At 36.5% G+C, this 20,245-nt stretch carries 17 protein-coding genes and 3 tRNA genes; 14 read left to right on the forward strand and 6 right to left on the reverse strand.

Features of this window, described 5'->3' with window-relative positions; genetic code table 11:
* Positions 1–35 precede the first annotated feature (35 nt).
* Entirely contained in the window at positions 36–2,267 is a 2,232-nt protein-coding gene (porZ, locus tag H0S70_RS00225; protein WP_188321268.1) for a type IX secretion system anionic LPS delivery protein PorZ, read from the forward strand.
* Entirely contained in the window at positions 2,267–2,956 is a 690-nt protein-coding gene (recO, locus tag H0S70_RS00230) for a DNA repair protein RecO (protein WP_123904415.1), read from the forward strand. The genes porZ and recO overlap by 1 nt, the downstream gene beginning before the upstream one ends.
* A 70-nt stretch (positions 2,957–3,026) precedes the next feature.
* Here the strand turns inward: recO and H0S70_RS00235 are convergent, their stop codons facing one another.
* On the reverse strand, positions 3,027–3,749 hold the full coding sequence (locus tag H0S70_RS00235; protein ID WP_188321269.1) for a hypothetical protein: 723 nt from the start codon (positions 3,747–3,749) through the stop codon (positions 3,027–3,029).
* 58 nt (positions 3,750–3,807) lie between these two features.
* Here H0S70_RS00235 and H0S70_RS00240 point away from each other — a divergent pair, with 58 nt between their 5' ends.
* Complete coding sequence (locus tag H0S70_RS00240) at positions 3,808–4,242, forward strand: RNA-binding S4 domain-containing protein (RefSeq protein ID WP_123248544.1); 435 nt, start codon at positions 3,808–3,810, stop codon at positions 4,240–4,242.
* Here H0S70_RS00240 and H0S70_RS00245 read toward each other — a convergent pair.
* The gene (locus H0S70_RS00245) at positions 4,239–4,748 is read right to left on the reverse strand and encodes a shikimate kinase (RefSeq protein ID WP_123248545.1); all 510 of its coding nucleotides are present in this window, start codon (positions 4,746–4,748) and stop codon (positions 4,239–4,241) included. The two genes, H0S70_RS00240 and H0S70_RS00245, sit on opposite strands and share 4 nt — an antisense overlap.
* Before the next feature lie 128 nt (positions 4,749–4,876).
* Here H0S70_RS00245 and H0S70_RS00250 point away from each other — a divergent pair.
* The 3 genes from H0S70_RS00250 to H0S70_RS00260 all read left to right on the forward strand — a co-directional run bounded on the left by H0S70_RS00250 (position 4,877) and on the right by H0S70_RS00260 (position 5,227).
* Positions 4,877–4,949 (forward strand) — tRNA-Lys (locus tag H0S70_RS00250).
* Positions 4,950–4,985: 36 nt separating this feature from the next.
* Positions 4,986–5,071, forward strand: a tRNA-Leu gene (locus H0S70_RS00255).
* An 83-nt stretch (positions 5,072–5,154) separates the two neighbouring features.
* Positions 5,155–5,227 (forward strand) — tRNA-Lys (locus H0S70_RS00260).
* A gap of 105 nt (positions 5,228–5,332) precedes the next feature.
* Here the strand turns inward: H0S70_RS00260 and panC are convergent.
* Entirely contained in the window at positions 5,333–6,181 is an 849-nt protein-coding gene (gene panC, locus H0S70_RS00265) for a pantoate--beta-alanine ligase (protein ID WP_188321270.1), read from the reverse strand.
* Positions 6,182–6,376: 195 nt separating this feature from the next.
* Between panC and H0S70_RS00270 the strand changes: the two genes are divergently transcribed.
* From H0S70_RS00270 to H0S70_RS00305, 8 genes are all read left to right on the forward strand, one after another.
* A complete protein-coding gene (locus H0S70_RS00270) occupies positions 6,377–7,147 on the forward strand; it encodes a glycogen/starch synthase (protein ID WP_188321271.1) in 771 nt (256 codons plus the stop codon).
* 16 nt (positions 7,148–7,163) lie between these two features.
* Positions 7,164–8,747: a DUF4270 family protein gene (locus H0S70_RS00275; RefSeq protein ID WP_188321272.1), complete on the forward strand. Its 1,584-nt coding sequence runs from the start codon at positions 7,164–7,166 to the stop codon at positions 8,745–8,747.
* Positions 8,748–8,776: 29 nt separating this feature from the next.
* Positions 8,777–10,630 (forward strand): glutamine--fructose-6-phosphate transaminase (isomerizing), encoded by a 1,854-nt coding sequence (gene glmS, locus H0S70_RS00280; protein WP_188321273.1) that lies wholly within the window; start codon positions 8,777–8,779, stop codon positions 10,628–10,630.
* 111 nt (positions 10,631–10,741) lie between these two features.
* Complete coding sequence (gene porK, locus H0S70_RS00285; protein ID WP_088263528.1) at positions 10,742–12,160, forward strand: T9SS ring complex lipoprotein PorK/GldK; 1,419 nt, start codon at positions 10,742–10,744, stop codon at positions 12,158–12,160.
* Positions 12,161–12,201: 41 nt separating this feature from the next.
* The gene (porL, locus tag H0S70_RS00290; RefSeq protein ID WP_188321274.1) at positions 12,202–12,888 is read left to right on the forward strand and encodes a type IX secretion system motor protein PorL/GldL; all 687 of its coding nucleotides are present in this window, start codon (positions 12,202–12,204) and stop codon (positions 12,886–12,888) included.
* A 54-nt stretch (positions 12,889–12,942) separates the two neighbouring features.
* The gene (porM, locus tag H0S70_RS00295; RefSeq protein ID WP_123248354.1) at positions 12,943–14,502 is read left to right on the forward strand and encodes a type IX secretion system motor protein PorM/GldM; all 1,560 of its coding nucleotides are present in this window, start codon (positions 12,943–12,945) and stop codon (positions 14,500–14,502) included.
* A gap of 245 nt (positions 14,503–14,747) precedes the next feature.
* Positions 14,748–15,629 carry a type IX secretion system ring subunit PorN/GldN gene (gene porN, locus H0S70_RS00300; RefSeq protein WP_228406785.1) on the forward strand — a complete coding sequence of 294 codons (882 nt, stop codon included), beginning with the start codon at positions 14,748–14,750 and terminating at the stop codon, positions 15,627–15,629.
* 78 nt (positions 15,630–15,707) lie between these two features.
* Entirely contained in the window at positions 15,708–16,736 is a 1,029-nt protein-coding gene (locus tag H0S70_RS00305; RefSeq protein ID WP_188321275.1) for an NAD(P)/FAD-dependent oxidoreductase, read from the forward strand.
* A 143-nt stretch (positions 16,737–16,879) separates the two neighbouring features.
* Here H0S70_RS00305 and H0S70_RS00310 read toward each other — a convergent pair whose 3' ends face one another.
* Genes H0S70_RS00310 through H0S70_RS00320 form a run of 3 tightly spaced genes read right to left on the reverse strand, consistent with a single transcriptional unit; the run spans position 16,880 to position 20,233 of the window.
* Positions 16,880–17,635 (reverse strand): succinate dehydrogenase/fumarate reductase iron-sulfur subunit, encoded by a 756-nt coding sequence (locus tag H0S70_RS00310; protein ID WP_123248351.1) that lies wholly within the window; start codon positions 17,633–17,635, stop codon positions 16,880–16,882.
* Positions 17,636–17,648: 13 nt separating this feature from the next.
* Positions 17,649–19,565 (reverse strand): fumarate reductase/succinate dehydrogenase flavoprotein subunit, encoded by a 1,917-nt coding sequence (locus H0S70_RS00315; protein ID WP_188321276.1) that lies wholly within the window; start codon positions 19,563–19,565, stop codon positions 17,649–17,651.
* Between the two features lie 11 nt (positions 19,566–19,576).
* Complete coding sequence (locus tag H0S70_RS00320; protein ID WP_188321277.1) at positions 19,577–20,233, reverse strand: succinate dehydrogenase cytochrome b subunit; 657 nt, start codon at positions 20,231–20,233, stop codon at positions 19,577–19,579.
* Between the last annotated feature and the right edge of the window lie 12 nt (positions 20,234–20,245).

Here is a 20,245-nt window from a genome sequence, read left to right on the forward strand (position 1 = left end):
AAAAAGCTGGTTGCTCCTGATTATACCAAATACACATGAAAAAAATATTACCGTTTTTACTCTTTTTATTCGCTCTGAGCTTCAATGCGCAGGTTATTTCGTCTAGCAAATGGAGCGATTTGTTTTCTTATAATAATGTTTTGGCGATTCGAGAAGATAATGGGAAACTCATCGCTGCTACCGAAAACGGGATTTTTTATTACACACCGGCGACGGGCGAACTCAGTAAACTTTCCAAAGCAAACGGCTTGCACGAGGTGAAAATTTCGGCATTCGATTATAATCCGGAAACTAAAATCGGTTTGGTAGGTTATGCAAATGGCTCTATGGACGTGATTACCCCGGAAGGAATTACTTATGTAGTAGATATTCCAATTGCTTCGGGCTATACTGGAAACAAGAAAATCAATCATATTTCTATTTCAGGAAATCTTGCGGTAATTTCGGTAGATTACGGAGTTTCTATTTTTAAATTGGATAAGAAGGAATTTGCAGAGTCTTCTTTTTTTATGGTAAATGGCGTTTACGAAGCTGCAAAAGAAGCGGTAATAAAGGATAATTTCGTTTATGTTGTTACCGCTGCAGGATTGAAATCTCACGAAATGAATGTTACTTTTCCTATTTTTTCTACTTGGAATCCTCCTGTAGCAACGGGCAATTTTACTCAAATTTCTGGCAATTCAGTTATTGCTTATGCGAATACGAACACTGTGAAATTTGGCGATGGAAGCTCTTTTGTAGATTTACCAAAAAGTTTTACCGACATTCGAGATGTGGTAGTTACGGCGCAAAATATCATTGTTGCAGATGCCAATGTGGTTTCCGTGTTTAATCTATCAGGAGCTTTTGTGAAATCTTACGATGCAGGCGAATATTTGAATACTGCGTTTTATTCCGATTCGAAAATTTATGCAGCCACCAAGCTTTCCGGGATGAAAAACGAATCCGGCGATTCGCTAAAACCCGATGGACCGTATAATAATACTTCTTACAAAATTGATATCAAAGGAAGTCAGATTGTGATAGCATCAGGTAGTAAAAACGAGAATTTAGACCCAATTACTAATAGGCATTTAGGTTATTATCATTTTGATGGTGCGAAATGGAATTACCCACAATTGTTTATTAATTTTCCTGGAAATTTAAATGTTTTAGATGCTGTAATTAATCCTTCTATGCCCAATGAAGTCTTTTTTTATAACTATGCATTTGATGTAGCAGTTAAAGGCATTTATAAAATGGATGGCAATCAATTCGTGAAAAAATATGTGACAGGTAATCAGTTTTTAAATCGTGTGGGAGGATTAGCGTTTGATGAAAATAATCAACTTTTTGCTTCTGTTGCTTATAATCCTGGTCAGAAACTGGGATTTTATTACTACAATCGTTCGGGAGATAATTTCCAGTTGGTGAGTGTTTTAGACGCAAAGGATGCACAAAAACCTAATGTAAAATCTGGTATACTTTACATACCTTCAAATAGAACAGGAGGAGGTTTACTTGTTTATGATTACAAAAATACACCTTCCTCTACCGGTGATGATCGTTTTATTATTCTTCGTAAAAACAACAATCTTCCTACCGAAGTAGTGGTTTCGTCTAATTTAGATAAAAATGATGACTTGTGGATCGGTACTGCAAATGGTTTACGAGTAATCAGCAATCCTTCATCAATTATTTCGGAAGATAACCCACAAACAAATCCGATTATTATTGAAGAAAACGGACTTGGTGAAGAGCTTTTCCGAGATAGTAGTGTTCTTCAAATTGAAGTGGATGCTGGAAACCAAAAATGGATATCAATTGATGGTGGCGGAGTTTTTTATTTGAACTCTACTGGTGAACAAACCTTGAAACATTTCACCAAAGAAAATTCTCCACTTCCGAGTAATAGCGTAACCGACATCAAGGTGGATAATACTTCCGGGAAGGTGTATTTTGTAACAGTAGACGGGGTGATGGTTTATCAAGGCGATGTACTCGATGTTTCCGAAAATTTTGGAGATGTACTGGTATATCCAAATCCGGTGGTTTACTCGAAATATAAAGGGAATGTTAACATTCGTGGCTTAGCCGAGAAAACCAATATTAGAATTACCGATGCAGCCGGAAATTTGGTTCATCAAGCTGTTTCTAGAGGTGGATATTATGAATGGAATCTCAATAACCAGCGCGGCGTTCGTGTGGCGTCCGGAATTTATTTTGTATTGATGACAAATTCTGATGGAACCGATACCGCTACAGCCAAAATTGCCGTGGTGAATTGATGATAACCATAAATTGTTTTATTCTTTCCTATGTAAAATATGGTGATCATGATGCTGTTCTTCATTGTTTTTGTGAAGAGTGTGGCTTCCAAAGTTTTTTTGCAAAAGGGATTTATTCTTCTAAAAACAAGAAGAAACCTTATCTTTTTCCATTGAATTTACTCAATATTACGCTTTCAAAAACTAGCAATCATCAATCGATTTCCAATGTTTCCAAAATCGAACTTGCTCCCGGATTTTATGATTTTAATGAGGTTAAAATAAACTCTATTCTCTTTTTCGCAGCAGATTTTTTACATCAAATTCTAAGAAATGAAGCCCAAAATCAAGTGGCATTTGATGAAATTAAAACCTTCAGAGATGAGTTGTCCGTAAACAATCCCGATTCTTCGATTTCGTTGATTTTTAATTTTCTTAAAATTATAGGAATAGCACCTCTTTTGAGTGAAGAAAATTTTCTAAATCCAGAATCCGGAACATTTAATATGGAAATTTCGCATCCTATTTTCAGTGAAGAAATTTCGCAACTTTGGAAAAGATTTTTAAGCGCCGAAAAATCCTATGAAATCCGCTTAAAAAGAGGCGAAAGAACTAGATTTCTCGATTCGTTGATGGTCTATTATCATCTTCATTTTACGGGATTTTATGTTCCGGCTTCCCTGGCGATATTGAGACAGATTTATGAATAAAAATGTCTTTAAAAAAAGCAAAAAAAGTTCCTCGAAAAAGGAACTTTTTTATTTTTATTAAACGAAAATATTATCTTTCCGCGTCGAAATGCGTAGTTTTATAAATCTGAAAGTTGAATATAAAACTTCTGTCTTTAAAGGATATTCCTGAATAGTTGAAATGCGAGTCTCTTGCAAAAGCAGCACGAGAAGGAACGATAATTACTCCTTGAAGGTTATAATTACTCTCATCAGGAATGTTATAAGCTTTAAACTTTTTCAAAGCTTCCTGAAATCCTTCGATTTCATAGTAACTTCTTTGTTTTGCTGCATCGGTGGTCGCATTATCCAAAACAGATTTTTTTACATAGAAATAAGCTGGATCGACTTCTGGTACGCCCGCTCCAGAGATTGTATTTCTGAAAGTTTGCCCTGAAGCAAAAGAAACAACACCGTCGGTTTTTGTAGCAACGTAAGTTGTAGCTCTTCCCATAAAACGGATAAGATCGTAAGTTCCAATAGCATCTCCGGGCTCTGGTTGTGCGCCTTCTCGCATAATGTAAATAACACCTGAAGGCAATGTTACTGGAGCAAGATCAGCTAATTTCACATTGGTAGTATCGGTGTCGCTTAATTGCTTGATGTTTCCTTTTACGTCCAAATAGTGGGTTTCCAAAAATTTCTGTGCAGCTTGGTCATCATAGCTATTTTGGGTCTCAATGCTTACTTCTTCCACAGTATCCTCGTTATCATCCTTTCTACAAGAAACAAGGGCAATAGAAGCTAAAGCCAGAAATAAGATGGTTTTTTTCATTTTCAATATTATCATTAAATTGCTAAAATTTTTAATCCAGCAAAAGTATAAATAAAATATGAGAATTGATAAATTTTTATGGTGCGTTCGCTTTTATAAAACCAGAAGCATCGCAGCTGAAGAAATAAAAAAGAATAGAGTAGCAATTGGCGGGCAAATCGTGAAATCATCAAAAGAGGTGAAACCCGGCGACATCATTAAAATAAGAAAAAATCAAATTGATTATCAGATAAAGGTGGTGCAAATCCCCAAAAGTAGGTTAGGAGCGAAGCTGGTTCCTTTACACATCGAAGATAAAACCGATAAACAGCAGTACGAAATCCTAAAACTACGCAAATCCGAGCAAGATTACTACAGAATTAAAGGCGAGGGTAGACCCACCAAAAAAGACCGAAGGGAAATTGATGAATACGTTTCCGGTGATGGTGATGCTTCCTTTGAGGAAGGTGATTGGGATTTATTTTTCAGTGAATTAGAAGATACCGAAGACTAGAGAAGAGCAGCAATTTCCGTTACAATTTCTTCCGGCGATTTTCCGTCGGTGATCACCTTGTGTTTGGATTGGGAGTAAAAGACATTTCTTTCAAACAGATGTTTCGCAATAAATTCGGGTAGATCTTCATCAGCAATCTTAGCTACTAAAGGTCTTTTCTCTTTTTGTTTAAGAATTCTTTCAGAAAGGGTTTTCACCGAAGTTTGCAGAAAAACACTCTCGGAATATCGGTTGATGATTTCCATGTTGTTGAAGTAAGCCGGAGTTCCACCTCCCACACTTAAAATAAAGTCGTCAGTGGAGTCTAAAATTTCATTTAAAATGTGATTTTCTTGTTTTCGAAAGTAAATTTCACCCTTCTTTTCGAAAATTTCGGGAATTGTCATTTTATTTTTCAAAGAAATTTGCCGATCGAGGTCAAATAATTTTAAATTAAGTTTTTTGCTCAAAACTTTGGAAATGTGGGATTTACCGCTGCCCATGTATCCTATCAGGGAAATAATCATGTTTTAATTTTGTACAAATTACCAAAAAAATTTTGAGATTTTAAAAAAAGGCCTATCTTTGCACCACTCAAAAACGGAAAATAATTATTAAATCTTGTTTTTTAATTATTGGTTTTAAAAGAGTGGCCGACTCGGTAGCTCAGCTGGTAGAGCAATACACTTTTAATGTATGGGTCCTGGGTTCGAATCCCAGCCGGGTCACTAGTGAAAAATTCCGTAACCATACGGATTTTTTTTGCCTGCGTGGTGAAATTGGTAGACACGCCATCTTGAGGGGGTGGTTTCCTAAGGATGTGCTGGTTCGAGTCCAGTCGCAGGCACCATCAGAAAATAAAAAAAATAGTAGATTATTTTTCTTATTAAAAAAAATATTTTAATTATTAATCTTAGGTATTATTAATTAAAAGACTCGGTAGCTCAGCTGGTAGAGCAATACACTTTTAATGTATGGGTCCTGGGTTCGAATCCCAGCCGGGTCACAAATTTACCTTCCGGGGTAATTTTTTTTCATATTAATATTTTGTGATTTGGTGCTCAAAAGTCTTCTTAATTAGGAAGACTTTTGACGTTTTTAGGAAGTGCTCCTAATCCAAATGCATATTGTCGATAAGGCGGACATCTCCCACATGCACTACAATAAATGCACGGTAGCTTCTGTCTTTATAGAAGAAGTCGGTCTGTTTCAATGTAGTTTCGTCGGCAATTTCGAAATATTCGAGTTTCATCCCGGGTTGATCATCAAAAATATCGTGCACGCGGCGATTAATTTCCGGAATTGTGATGACGCGGAACCAATCATTTACTTTAACCAAAGTTTCGTAAATAATTTTGGCGGATTCTTTTTCTTTTGCGCTTAGTCGCTGGTTTCGGGAGCTCATTGCGAGTCCATTTTTTTCGCGGAAAATAGGAACTCCGTGTATTTTGATTGGGAGTTTTAGTTTGTCTGTAAGTTTTTTGATGATGGCTAATTGCTGATAATCTTTGTCGCCAAAGTACGCATTGTCGGGTTTTACTTGCAGAAATAGCTCTTCTACCACAGTTCCAACGCCATTGAAATGTCCAGGACGTGATTTCCCCTCCATTTCGTTTTCCAATCCATCGAAATCGTATTCTTTACTTTCCAAAACATCAGGATAGATATCAGAAATTTCCGGAATATAAACAGCATCTACATTTCCTGATTCTTCAAGGATTTTGATGTCTTTTTTGATATTTCGAGGGTATTTTTCTAAATCTTGAGGATTGTTAAATTGGGTTGGATTTACGAAAATTGAAGAAATTACGAGGTCGTTTTCTTCTCTGGCATGTGCATAAAGTGAGAGGTGACCTTCGTGTAGCGCGCCCATAGTGGGAGCGAACCCGATTTTTTTTCCCATTTCTTTTTGTCTTTCCACAAAATCGAGGAGCGGTTTCTTAGTTTTAAAAATTTCCATAGTTTGGTATTAACTGTGTAAAAATAAAAAAATCCGATAAAAAAGATCGTTTGGAATCTATTTATTTTATGGAATAATGGAATGATTTGAAATATAATTATTAAAATTTGTTAATTAAAAAATATTCACTCAAAATTTTGTAATTTTGCACAACAGAAAAAAATCTGTTTTATTAATAAGAAGAACGAAGAATTTATGCCGAACCAAAAGATTTTATATGTCACCACAGAAATGTTCCCTTATCAGGAAGACAGCAATATGGCGACAATGGTGAGCAAAATGGCTCTAAAAATGCACCAGGACGGAAATGATGTTAGAGTTTTTATGCCACGCTTTGGACAAATCAGCGAGCGCAAGTTCCAGCTTCATGAAGTTATTCGACTTTCAGGAATGAATATCATCATCAATGACCTCGATCAGCCGTTAATCATTAAAGTAGCGTCTCTTCCGGGCGAAAGACTTCAAGTTTATTTTATTGATAACGAAGAGTATTTCAAAAGAAAACAGTTGTATGCTGACGACGACGGAAATGCTTTTGATGATAATGATGAGCGCGCGATTTTCTTTGCACGCGGTGTTATCGAAACCATCAAGAAACTCAATTGGGTTCCTGATGTGATTCATTTGAATGGTTGGATGGCTTCTTTCATTCCTATTTATCTAAAAACTTTCTACAAAACCGATTCTTATTTCAAAGATTCTAAAATTGTATTGTCGGTTTATAATGAAGAGGATACCCCGCTTTCCGCTTCGATAGAAGAAAAAATGAATTTTGACAATATTACCTCACTTAAAGCGTTTAAGAAACCGAGCATTCAGCAATTCGTAATTGAAAGCATGGATTTGGTAGATGTTATAGTAAAAGGTGACGAGTTTTTACAAGATGAACTCGATGAAGCTTTTAACAAAACCAAAACCCAAAAATCGGAGTATTTGGATGCGCAATCAATCGAAACTTTATACTAAATCAATTTAAATTTTAATGATAAAAAATATTAAAAAATTACTCAATATTACCGCATCTTTGGTAATGGGAAGTTTAATTTTATGGAGCTGTGAGTCTGATGCAGATCAATTGGGATCTCAATTTTTTCAGGATGGTGCACAAGGTAATCAGACTCCGTACGATGTGATTGCTTACAATGTAAATAATGGAGATTCGATAAGAGTCGATAACTCTAGACTGCAAACCGCTACTTTGGGAGCTTTCAGCGAATCTCAATTCGGAATGCAAAAATCAGCTTATGTTTCTCAGGTAAGAATGTCGTCTTATGAACCTGATTTCGGGACTAATGCAGTTTTGGATTCAGCGGTTATGGTTATAAAACCTACATATCCTACAGATTCTGTTACCACGACTACGACTGAGGATTATATTTATGCTGACGGTAATGTAGCAGCAAAAAAAGTTGTAACGACCTACCCAATCTCCAAATATGGTAAAACTAAACTGAATGGAGGGAAAACAGTTTTCAATATTAAAGTTCATGAAGTAACCGAATTTCTTGGCTCGAATGTAGATCAGGTTCGTTCTAACCGTTCCGTTGCTACTGGAGCGCTTATCGGAAGCAAAGTTTTCAATGGTGACATCAGCGGAATTAAAATTACAAAAGATAGTGATAACAGCGAACTTTATATAAGAGAGGCAAACCTTCGAATTCCAATGGATTCTACTTTCTTCCAGAATAAAATTGTTTCAAAAGGTTCTTCAGCGGAATTGGCAGATGTAGCTTCATTTATCCGTTATTTTAAAGGGTTGAAAGTTTCTGTTGATGAAAACGACGGCTATATCTTTAGTTTCGATCCAACTTCAATTGTTGTCAATCTGTATTATAAGAATGATGTTGTCGAAAATGGAACTACAACCCGCCCTCAATCTGTATTTTCACTTGATTTAGGTCCTTCAAATGCTTATTTTAATGAAATAAAATACAACAGAGCAGGAACAGCATCTGAAACCGCTTTGGCTACAATTGACCAAGTGAATGGTGATCAGAAATTATTTGCACAAGGAATGGGAGGGCCAGGAATTGGAGTAAGAATCCCTGCAGCAACCGTAGCAGCGATCAAACAACTTTATAACGAAGACAAAATCGGGATTATCTCAGCGAAAATTAGACTTTATACTGATGTTCAAAGCTGGAATAATAATTACGCTAAACCTAATTATTTTGTAGTTCGACAAAGAGATTTAACTCCAGCAGCGGGCGAACCGGAATATCTTGACGATTTCTTGGAAGACATGAGCGCGATGGCTTACAACTCGGTGTATAGTTTAGTGAAACCATATGATTTAGATAAAAATCCGGCTTATTATGATATTGCAATTACCCAAACTTTTAAAAATATCATTGAAAAAGAAGCCGAAAATCACGATTTGATTCTCAATGTAGGAAGTTATACGACAGATTTTACAACCGGAAGTCTTATGGGAACAATTTATTCGAGTTTAGGAGCTCAAAATTTCACCACAAGAGCTTATACACCTAATAGAGCAGTGTTTGTAGGTAGCGACCCGGCGAATGATAAAAGAGCGCAGCTTCTTTTAACTTATGGAAAAAAATAATAATTAAGAACGAATAAAATAAATAAAATATGTGTGGAATCGTTGGATACACAGGTTTTCAAGATGCTTACGAAGTAGTAATCAACGGTCTTCGTAGATTAGAATACCGAGGTTATGATAGTGCAGGAATTGTTTTAAATCGAGAAAATTCCAGTTTCGAGGTTGCGAAAACAAAAGGAAAAGTAGATGATTTGGTGGCTATTTCTGAAAATCTAGCAGGAAAATCACACGTCGGAATGGGACATACCAGATGGGCAACCCATGGCGTACCAAGTGATCGAAATTCGCATCCGCACCTTTCTAATAATGGAAAAATTGCCTTAGTGCATAATGGAATTATTGAAAATTATGATACCATTAAAATTATGCTTACCGAAAAAGGCTTCACCTTTAAATCTGAAACAGATACCGAAGTTTTAGTCAATTTGGTTCAATATTTTATGGATGTGGATGCCTCTCTCGATTTTCCAACTGCGGTGAGATATGCATTAAATGAAGTATATGGAGCATATGCAATTACTGTAATGCATGATGATTACCCAGGAATATTGGTGGTTGCGAGATTAGGTTCTCCGTTAGCAATCGGTTTGGGAACTAATGAATATTTTATTGCTTCCGATGCTTCTCCATTTGTGGAGTTTACCAAAGAAGCAGTTTATCTTGAAGAAGGTCATATGGCAACTATCTCTCTTGAAAAAGGAGTGGATATAAGAACCATAAAAGATAACGAAAAAATTGTTCCACAAGTTCAAGAATTAAAGTTGAGTTTGGAACAAATTGAAAAAGGTGGATATGAACATTTTATGTTGAAAGAAATTTTCGAACAACCTAAATCAATCCACGATACATTAAGAGGAAGATTGCTTGTTGAAGAGGGAATCATTAAAATGGCGGGAATTTGGGATCATTTGGATAGAATCAATAATGCTCAAAAAATTACCATCATTGCTTGTGGAACTTCTTGGCATGCAGGATTAATTGGAGAATATCTAATTGAAGAATTCGCGAGAATTCCAGTTGAGGTTGAATATGCTTCAGAATTTAGATACAGAAATCCAATTATTACGGAAAACGATGTAGTAATTGCAATTTCCCAATCAGGTGAAACTGCAGATACAATGGCGGCTTTAAAAATGGCCAAAGAAAAAGGAGCGTTTATCTACGGAATTTGTAATGTGGTAGATTCTTCAATTGCAAGAATTACGGATGCAGGTTCTTATACCCACGCTGGTCCTGAAATCGGAGTGGCTTCTACAAAAGCATTTACTGCACAACTTACGGTTCTTTCTTTAATTGCATTGAAGCTAGGTAAACACAAAGGAAACCTTAGCAATCAGGAATTCATGAGATTGATTACAGAGCTTGAAGCGATTCCGAAAAAAGTGGAAGAAGTATTGGAAAAGACTCATGAGATCACCAAAGAAATAGCGAAGGACTTTGTGAATGCTCAAAACTTCCTTTATTTAGGAAGAGGATATAATTTCCCGGCAGCATTAGAAGGAGCCTTAAAGCTTAAAGAAATTTCTTATATCCACGCGGAAGGCTATCCAGCAGCGGAAATGAAACACGGTCCAATTGCATTAATCGACGAGAATATGCCAATAGTGATCATCGCGCCAAAACAGGGGCATTATGACAAAATTGTGAGCAATGTTCAGGAAATTAAAGCAAGAAAAGGAAAAATAATCGCATTGGTAAATAAAGGAGACACTCAGGTTGCGGCAATGGCAGATTACGTGATAGAATTTCCGGAGACATCCGAATGCTTTTCTCCAATAGTGGCTTCAGTTCCTTTGCAATTATTGTCTTATTATATTGCCGTTTACAGAGGAGCAAATGTGGATCAGCCTAGAAATTTGGCAAAATCCGTTACTGTGGAGTAAAATAAATGTTAAATCTTACGAAATAATCCAAACAATTTTTCGTTTTCCAAAAAAAACAATAATTGTTTTTCCAAAAAATTATATAATTACCGCTTAATTTTTAAAAATAGCATGAAAAGAATATTTCTTTTATTATTATCGGCATCTGCTGTAATCTCTTGTTCGAAAGGAGGCACAACTGCAGGAAGACCTGGATCTAAAACCAAAGGTGAACTAGTTTCTGCAAGCAAAGGAAAATCTTTCGTTGCAGAGAGACCTTACGGGATGGTTGCAATACCTGCTGGTTCCTATGTAATGGGTTTAGCTGATCAGGATTTTACCAATACTCCGGAAAAAGCAAATCTGAAAACGGTTACTGTTTCTTCATTTTTTATGGATGAAACCGAGATTACCAATGCAGAATACAGACTTTTCGTTAATTATGTAAAAGATTCTATTGCACGTACATTGTTGGCTGAAGCAGCTGGTGATGGCGGTTCTACAGGCGACGGAAAATCAATCGGTGACTTTGCTTATGCTTCAAAAAAAGCTGGTGGCGAGAAAACAGCTTATCAAGAATTTATGGAATCCCAAGGCGGAAGACAAGGATATGATGAGTCTAAAAAATTAGACTGGTCGGTTCCTTTGACTTGGAAAACTTCAGAATATCCTGATGCGCAATATGCAGAAGTTTTAGAATCAATGTATTTGCCTCCAGCAGAAAGAATTAATAATGAAAGAATTCTTGATACTAGAAAATTACAATATGCTTATAGCTGGGAAGATGTGGAATCTGCTGTAAAAGATAAATCAAGAGGTGCAAATTATTTAAAGAAAGAAAGTATCGCAGTGTATCCGGATACTACTGTTTGGATCAAGGATTTCAATTATGCTTATAATGAACCTTTATACGACGGATATTTTTGGCACAGTGCTTATAAAAATTATCCGGTAGTAGGAGTTACTTGGGATCAGGCAAGAGCTTTTTGTAACTATAGATCAAAAAGAAAATCTGATTATAACGAATCTTTGAAAAAGAAAAAACAAAAACCAATGTCTTTCCGTCTTCCAACGGAAGCTGAATGGGAATATGCAGCTAGAGGAGGACTTTCTAACGCAACTTATCCATGGGGTCTACCTTATTTGCTAGACGACAGAGGATGTTACTTAGCGAACTTCAAACCAAAACGTGGTAATTATATCGAAGATGAGAAGAAAGGAACCTATACTTACACGGCTCCAGTAAAACAATTTAAAAAAAATGGTTACGGGTTATACGATATGGCAGGTAACGTAGCAGAGTGGACAGAATCTCCGTACAATAACTCTACGTATGAGTTTGCATCTACCTTAAATCCTTATCTATCAAACCAAGCTTACAGAGAACCAAGAAAAACTGTAAGAGGAGGTTCATGGAAAGATATCGGATACTTATTAATGACTGGTGCTAGAGATTATGAAAGAAAAGATTCAGCAAGAAGCTACATCGGATTCCGAACTGTACAGGATATTCCTGAAGGTTCAGCTAAATACAAAAAGAGAACAAACTAAAAAGCAAATAATTGATTTTAACAAAAAAATATTCACATAACATGTTTAAAACGAAAGAAGGAATTTATAATTTCATTTATTCTATTGGTGCAGCAATCGTAATTTTAGGTGCGCTTTTTAAAATGACTCACTGGAGTTTGGGACCACTTTCTGGTAACGTAATGTTGGCTGTAGGTCTTATCACCGAAGCTATAATTTTTGTTATTTTCGCATTCGATCCTCCTAAATCTGAAGAATCTTATGCATGGGAAAATGTTTATCCTGAATTGCTAGATTCACACGCAACTCCAAATCCAAGACATTCAACATTGGGAGTTCAATCTGCAGAAGTAAAAGAATTGCAGGTTTCATTGTCTGATAAATTAGATCAAATGCTTGCTGATGCTAAATTAGACGCTGGTTTATTCGAAAGATTAAGAGCTGGTATTGATAATTTTTCAAATTCTGTTGATCAAATCAATAAAACGGTTGATGTTACAGGTGCTACTCAAAAATATAATGACCAATTGACTTTAGCGTCAAGCCACTTGGAAAGCTTGAACGCACTTTATGCACTACAATTAGAACACGGAAAAATGCAATCTGAATATAGCAAAAAATATGTTGAGAATATGCAGAAATCTGCTGCTCATTCAGAAAAATTCAACGAAGAATTATCAGGATTAACTTCTAACCTCAATAATCTTAATAGAGTATACGGCGGAATGCTTAGCGCGATGAAATCATAGTTTTCTAACCATTATTTATTTAAAATTTAAAATTATTATCAAAATTTACTAAAAATGGCACAGGGAAAACAGACACCTCGTCAGAAGATGATCAACTTGATGTATCTTGTTTTCATTGCAATGCTCGCAATGCAAATCGACCAGGAAATCATCCGCTCATATAAAGATACTACCGGATCTCTGGAAGAAACCAGAGTTCTTACTGAAAACAACAATTCAATCTTTAAAAGGACTTTAGAAGCAAAAGCAAAAAATTCTCCTGAAACTTTTCAGGCGCCTTTAGATAGCTACAAAGGTTTAGAAGCAAAAGCTGATGACTTAGTTTCAACTATTGAAGGAATGAAAACTTCATTAAGCAAAGAAGCTGAGTATAACAAAAGTGCAGAAATTCAAGAAAGTTTTGCAGCTCTTAACAATACTGAACCGTCTACCCGTATGTTTTTTGTTGGTGGTGATGAAACTAAACCATCAAAAGCCGCTCAAGAATTAAAAACAAAAATAGAAGCTTTCAAAGCTTATATCACCCAAACCTATGGATCTAATCCATTGATGAAAGAAGTGGTAGCAAGAACGAATAAGCAAATGATCTCTGAGTTCGCAAAACCACAGAATGGTAAAAACTGGTTGCAGTACAAGTTTTACAATCAGCCACTTATTGCGGCATTGTCTAACCTTGAAGTCATTCAGTCTTCAGCTAGAGGAATCCAAGGGGATGCATTATCAGTAATGCTTCAGGAAAAAGTAGATGCAGATATCAAGTTTGATGCTTATCAAGCTATAGTTTCTGCTCCTGCTATTGTAATTCAAGGTGAAGCTGCTCCGGCTTCTGTTGCTATTGGAAATTATTCTAGCAATGTTCCCGGATTATCTATGCCTGGATTGTCAGTACAAAACGGACAAGGAACTACTACACTTAATACAAGCGCCTTGGGTGAGCATAAATTCGCTGGTACCATTTCATTCACCGATGTGAATGGTAAAGTGATTTCATTACCTTATGATCATACTTATAAAGTAATCGCAGGTGCTCAAGAGTTGAAAGCTCAAAAAGGTGCAATCGTAACTGCTGATAAAATGAATGTATTGTACCGAGGATTAGCCAACCCAGTTTCAGGATCAATCTTAGGAGCTGATATGTCGGGCATTTCTCTTTCTGCTGCTGGCGCATCTGTAAGTGGAAGCGGTGGTAAATGGACTGTAACACCTGGTGCGGGAAGCACGGTAACATTAACGATTTCTGGTAGAGATCCTAAAGGAGGTACAATCTCTCAGGCATTCCCTTTCAGAATTAAAAATGTTCCGCCGCCAATCGGTCAGGTACAAGGCAAAAACATCGTTTCGATGCCTGCAAGTTCTATTCCTAACCAAAGAGTAACTGCTGACATGCCAGATTTCGATTTCCCTGTAAGTTTCACTGTAAACAGTTTCATGTTTAAAGTTCCTGGTAAAGCAGCGATGCTTGTAAACGGAAACTCCATGAGCTCTGTAGCTAATCTTACTAAAGGACTTAGAAATGGCGATATTGCTTATGTATTTAACATCAAAGCGACTGCAACAGGACTTGGAAACCAACAATTGCAGAATATCGGAAACGTCATAATAAACGTACAATAATTACGTTGTAAAATCATATATAATAATTTTCCAGAAAGATGAGAAAGATACTATTTCTATTTTTAGCTTTAAGTTTTCTAGGGTTAAATGCTCAAAAAAAGAAAAAAACTGTTAGAAAGAAAAAAGCTAAAACAACCAAAGTCGCTAAAGCTGATGCTGGCGCAAACATGGGAAATGTTGATTCATTGGTCAATGCGTATGCCGCACCAGCTGTTCAAGAAGTGCCTGATGAGCCAATTACTTCAATGTCTATTCTGAATGCAAAATCTCCGGAATCTTTCAGAAAATACCGCGATCTTGGTCTTGTAAAAAAAGGAGACTCTTTAGTTTCCAATAAAGTTACACCACTGAGTTACGGTTATATCGAAGATAAAGATATCTTGAAGAGTATGGTAGTTTGGGAAATTATTGATATGAATGATAAATTGAACCAACCTTTTTACCACAATGAAGATGGTTTGGTTTCTAAAAATAAATCTTTATACCAAGTGCTTTTTGATGCCATAAACGATGGTAAAATCAAAGAAGTGTATGACGATGAAATGTTTATGACCAGATTAAGCCCAGATGCAATTCAAGCCAGAATTAAAAATGCGGTTTTGAGTGACGCTGGTATCAACAAAATGAACGAAAATGGTGGTAAACTTACCGAAGAGGAGCAAAAAGAATTTACCAACGTTTACGAAACCAAAACTGAAAATGTAAAAGTTCTGAAAATTAAAGGGATGTGGTATATCGACAGAAGAGATAGCCAAATGAAGTATAGACTTTTGGGTATCGCTGCAATGGGACAAGATCCTGCGACTATGGGACAGTACGGACCAGATGGGCAACCTTTGGCTTCTAAAGACGAACTGATTGACTTGTTCTGGGTATATTACCCTGATGCAAGAGAAGTTTTAGCAAATACCATTGTTTTCAATAGTAAAAACTTGGCTTCTGACATTAGTTTTGACGATATCCTTAATGCAAGAAGATTTTCTACCGTGATTTACAAATCAAATAACGGTTTAGGAAATGGGGTGATCAAAGATTACATTCCACGTGATGCAGATGCTCAATTGGAAGAAAGCGAAAGAATCAAAGCCCAAATCCTTCAAATGGAAAATGATATGTGGAATTACTAAAATTCCATTGTAATACAACAAAAACCTGAGTATCTTTACTCAGGTTTTTTTTTAACCAAAATGTAAGTTTGTTTTAAAATGAAAAATATAGATTATATCATCGTTGGAAGTGGCTATGCAGGACTTTTTTTTGCCCATCAATTGATAAAAAATAAAAAGAGTTTTGTTCTTTTTTCTGATGAAAATAAAGGCGCATCGCAGGTGTCTGCAGGCATTGTAAATCCTGTGGTGCTCAAAAGATTTACAACCTTCTGGATGGCAAATGAACAAATAAATTTCTTAGAGCAAATCTTAGATGAAATTCAAGTTTATACCGGTAGAAACTATGGCATTAAGCAGCCTGTTCAACGTATTTTTCATGATGAAGGTGAACAGAAATTATGGCGCAAAAAAGCAGAAAATGAAACGCTACAACCTTTTCTGAATACCCATTTTGATTATGCCGAAGGTGTAAATAATCCTTTTAAAACCGGGATTGTAAACCATTCTCTAAGGTTAGCAGTAAGTGATTTTTTTGAAGATTTTTTTGGCTACCTTTCCAAAGAAAACATCCTTATCTCTGAGCGGTTTGAATATGATTCGCTCAACAAAAACACCTATAAAGATTTTAGATTTAAGCACATTGTTTTCTGTGAAGGAATGGAGGTGAAGCGTAATCCTTTTTTTAATTTTATCCCTGTAGAACCAAATAAAGGACATCATTTATTGGTGAAATTGGCTCAACCGTTACCGTCGAAGTTTACCATTAAAAAGAAACATTTCCTGTTTCCACTAAAAGATGGACTTTATTATTATGGCGGCACCTATGATAGAGATGGACAAGGAGAGGTCGTAGATCCGGTAGCGGTTCGACAACTGAAAGAAGGATTGCAGGAAATTTATCAGCATCATTTCGATATAGTAGAGGTAAAAGTAGGTTTCAGACCGACAGTGAAAGACAGAAGACCTATTTTAGGAAGACATGCCACGGAAGAAAACTATTATATTTTCAACGGTCTCGGTGCAAGAGGTATTCTGAACGGAAGTTATTTTTCAGCTCAATTGTATAATTTTATAGAAAACGGAACAGCCCTAAACGACGAGGTTTCCTTAGAACGTTTTTCATAATTAATATTTTGTTGCCATAGACGCCGTGCATTAAATACACAAAATCCTCATTAACGATAATGTGTACTGAGGATTTCTGCAAAATACTCATCAAAATTGATGGCGCTGAGACGATTAGGTTCGGATGCTGAATTTATAATCGGTTAGAAACTATTTTTTCTTAAAAACAAAGCTCTACCATATTCAAAATTCATTCTTGCAATATTTAAAACAGAAATTCCTTGTGGACATTCTATTTCGCACGCTTCAGTGTTGGAACAGTGACCAAAATGCTCAGCATCCATTTGTTTTACCATATTAATCACTCTTTCACTCCGTTCTTCTTTTCCTTGTGGAAGCAAAACCATGTGACTAATCTTTGCGGAGGTAAATAAGGCTGCGCTTGCATTCTTACAGGTTGCAACGCAGGCTCCGCAACCAATACAAGCTGCGGAATCAAAGGCTTCTTCAGCAGTTTGATGGGTAATGGCAATAGCTGTTGCATCCGGTGCTTGACCAGTATTCACAGAGACAAAACCACCGGAAGAAATAATTCTATCAAATGCCGAACGGTCAATTTTCAAATCTTTTTTAACAGGGAAGGCTAATGCACGGAAAGGCTCAATAACAATGGTATCTCCATCTTTGAAAGACCTTAAGTGAAGCTGACAGGTGGTAGTATGTTCTAATGGTCCATGAGCCAAACCATTAATCATTACCCCACATTGGCCGCAAATGCCTTCCCGGCAATCATGATCAAACTCAACAGGTTCGTCACCTTGCAGGATTAATTTTTCGTTCAAAGTATCCAGCATTTCTAAAAAAGACATATGAGGATTTAAGTCTTTTAAATCATAATTCACCAGTTTCCCTTCACTCTGATAATCTTTCTGTCTCCATATTTTAAGATGTAAATCCATAGGTTTTTGTGTTTTATTTGTAACTTCTTACAGTTGGCTGTATTTCTTCAAAAATCAAGGGCTCTTTAATGAGCTCAGGTTCATTATTTTCCCCCTTCCACGCCCAAGCTGAAATAAATTGAAATTCATCATCATTCCTCAAAGCTTCTCCATCCGCGGTTTGAAATTCTTCACGAAAATGTGCGCCGCAAGATTCATTTCGGGTTAGAGCATCATAGCACATTAATTCACCTATTTCAAAATAATCAGCAACGCGACCAGCTTTTTCAAGTTCAGCGTTCATTGCTTCGGCTTTTCCTGATACTTTTACATCCCTATAAAATTCCTGTTTTAGCTTTTTTATCTCTTTGATGGCGAATTGTAAACCTTCTTCATTCCGGGCTAAACCACAATAATCATAAAGTAATTTGCCCAAAGTTTTGTGGAAATGGTCAACAGTTTTTGTTCCATTAATGTTGATGAAACGATCAATTTGCTGCTTAATTTGATTTTCAGCTTTCTCAAATTCTACACCATCGGTTGAGATTTTTCCGGTATGGATTTCCTGAGACAAGTAATTCGCAATGGTATATGGCGCAATAAAATATCCGTCAACAGATGCCTGAAGCAGGGAATTTGCACCCAATCGATTCGCGCCGTGATCGGCAAAATTAGCTTCTCCTAAAGCAAACAATCCTGGAATGGTGGTCATTAATTCATAATCAACCCAAAGTCCACCCATAGAAAAATGTGCAGATGGCGAAATCATCATTGGCTCCTGATAGGCGTTATATCCTGTGATTTTCAGATACATATCGAATAAATTCCCATATTTCTCCGCAATTTTTTCTTTACCTTGTTCTTTAATTGCTTTAGAAAAATCAAGATATACTGCATTTTTCAACGGTCCGATTCCGAAACCTGCATCTATTCTTTCTTTTGCAGCTCGCGAGGAAATATCTCGTGGTGCGAGATTTCCGAAAGCAGGATATCGTCTTTCCAGATAATAATCTCTTTCATTTTCAGGGATTTCATTAGGAGGCCTTGTTTCATGTTCTTTTAAAGGAACCCAGATTCTACCGTCATTTCTCAAAGACTCAGACATCAAAGTTAATTTTGATTGATAGTCTCCTGACTGTGGTAATGAAGTAGGATGCACTTGAATCCAGCTGGGTGAAGCCATCAAGGCCCCCTTTTTATGCGCTCTCCAAATGGCAGAAGCATTACAACCCATCGCTAAAGTCGATAAATAATAGATTTTTCCATAACCTCCTGTAGCCAAAACAACGGCGTGGGCGGCGTGTCTTTCGATTTCTCCAGTATCTAAATTTCTTACGATAATACCTCTCGCTTTTCCTTCGATGACCACCAAATCCAGCATTTCGTGTCTGGTAAATAACTGAACGCTTTTTTTTCCGACCTGACGCATTAAAGCCTGATAAGCGCCCAGAAGCAATTGCTGTCCTGTTTGTCCTCTCGCATAAAAAGTTCGGCTAACCTGAACGCCACCAAATGAACGGTTATTCAAATATCCTCCATATTCTCTTCCAAAAGGAACACCTTGTGCAACAGCTTGGTCGATAAGGTTTAAAGAACATTCTGCCATTCGGTAAACATTGGCTTCACGGGCTCTGAAATCTCCACCTTTTAAAGTATCAACAAACATTCGGTACACACTGTCACCATCATTTTTGTAATTTTTAGCGGCATTCACTCCTCCTTGAGCCGCTACAGAATGTGCCCTTCTCGCACTGTCCTGAAAACAGAATGATTTTACATTATAGCCCATCTCACCTAATGAAGCTGCAACCGAGCTTCCTGCCAATCCTGTACCGACAACAATAATATCCAATTTTTTTCTGTTGGCGGGATTGACAAGCTTCGCTGTTTTCTTATAGTTTTCCCATTTCTGTTCTAATGGTCCTTCCGGTATTTTTGAATTTAAGATCATACTGTCAAAATTTAGCGGTTAGTGAAGAATATATAAATAGGCATTAATGCAAAGCCACAACATATGATTAGTGAATACGCGATTCCAGCATTTTTAAACCATCTTACAAATTTCGGATGAAATACACCTAAAGTTCTAACTGCACTTTGAATTCCGTGAATCAAGTGATAGCACAATGCAATCATTGATGCCACATAAATGAGCACGTACCACCATTCTTTAAAAACAGTTATGACTAAAATGTACAAATCTTTATTTCCGTTATCATCCAAAGGAAGATTACCAAATTTATAGACGTACCAAAAATTCTGAAAATGAATTACAAGGAAGATTAAAATCAATGTTCCCAAAATTCCCATATTTCTGGAAGCCCATGTACTGGCTCTTTTTCTGTTGTCGGTTCTGTAATTTCCTCCTGATTTTCGATTTCTTAAAGTAATAATTAATCCATCCACGGCATGCACGATGATGCTCGTATATAAAACATACGAAACGATTTTAATAATTATATTTCCTGACAAAAAATGCGAATAGGCATTGAATTGAAGATGAGCCTGCTCCTGTGGTAAAAAGAGCTGAAGATTTCCAAGGAAATGAATCAACAGAAAGAAACTAAGGAACAACCCGGTAGCGCACATCAGTATTTTTCGTGATAACGTAGACAGCATATTGTATGTTTT

The sequence above is a fragment of the Chryseobacterium manosquense genome (assembly GCF_014623485.1).
Taxonomy (GTDB): domain Bacteria; phylum Bacteroidota; class Bacteroidia; order Flavobacteriales; family Weeksellaceae; genus Kaistella; species Kaistella haifensis.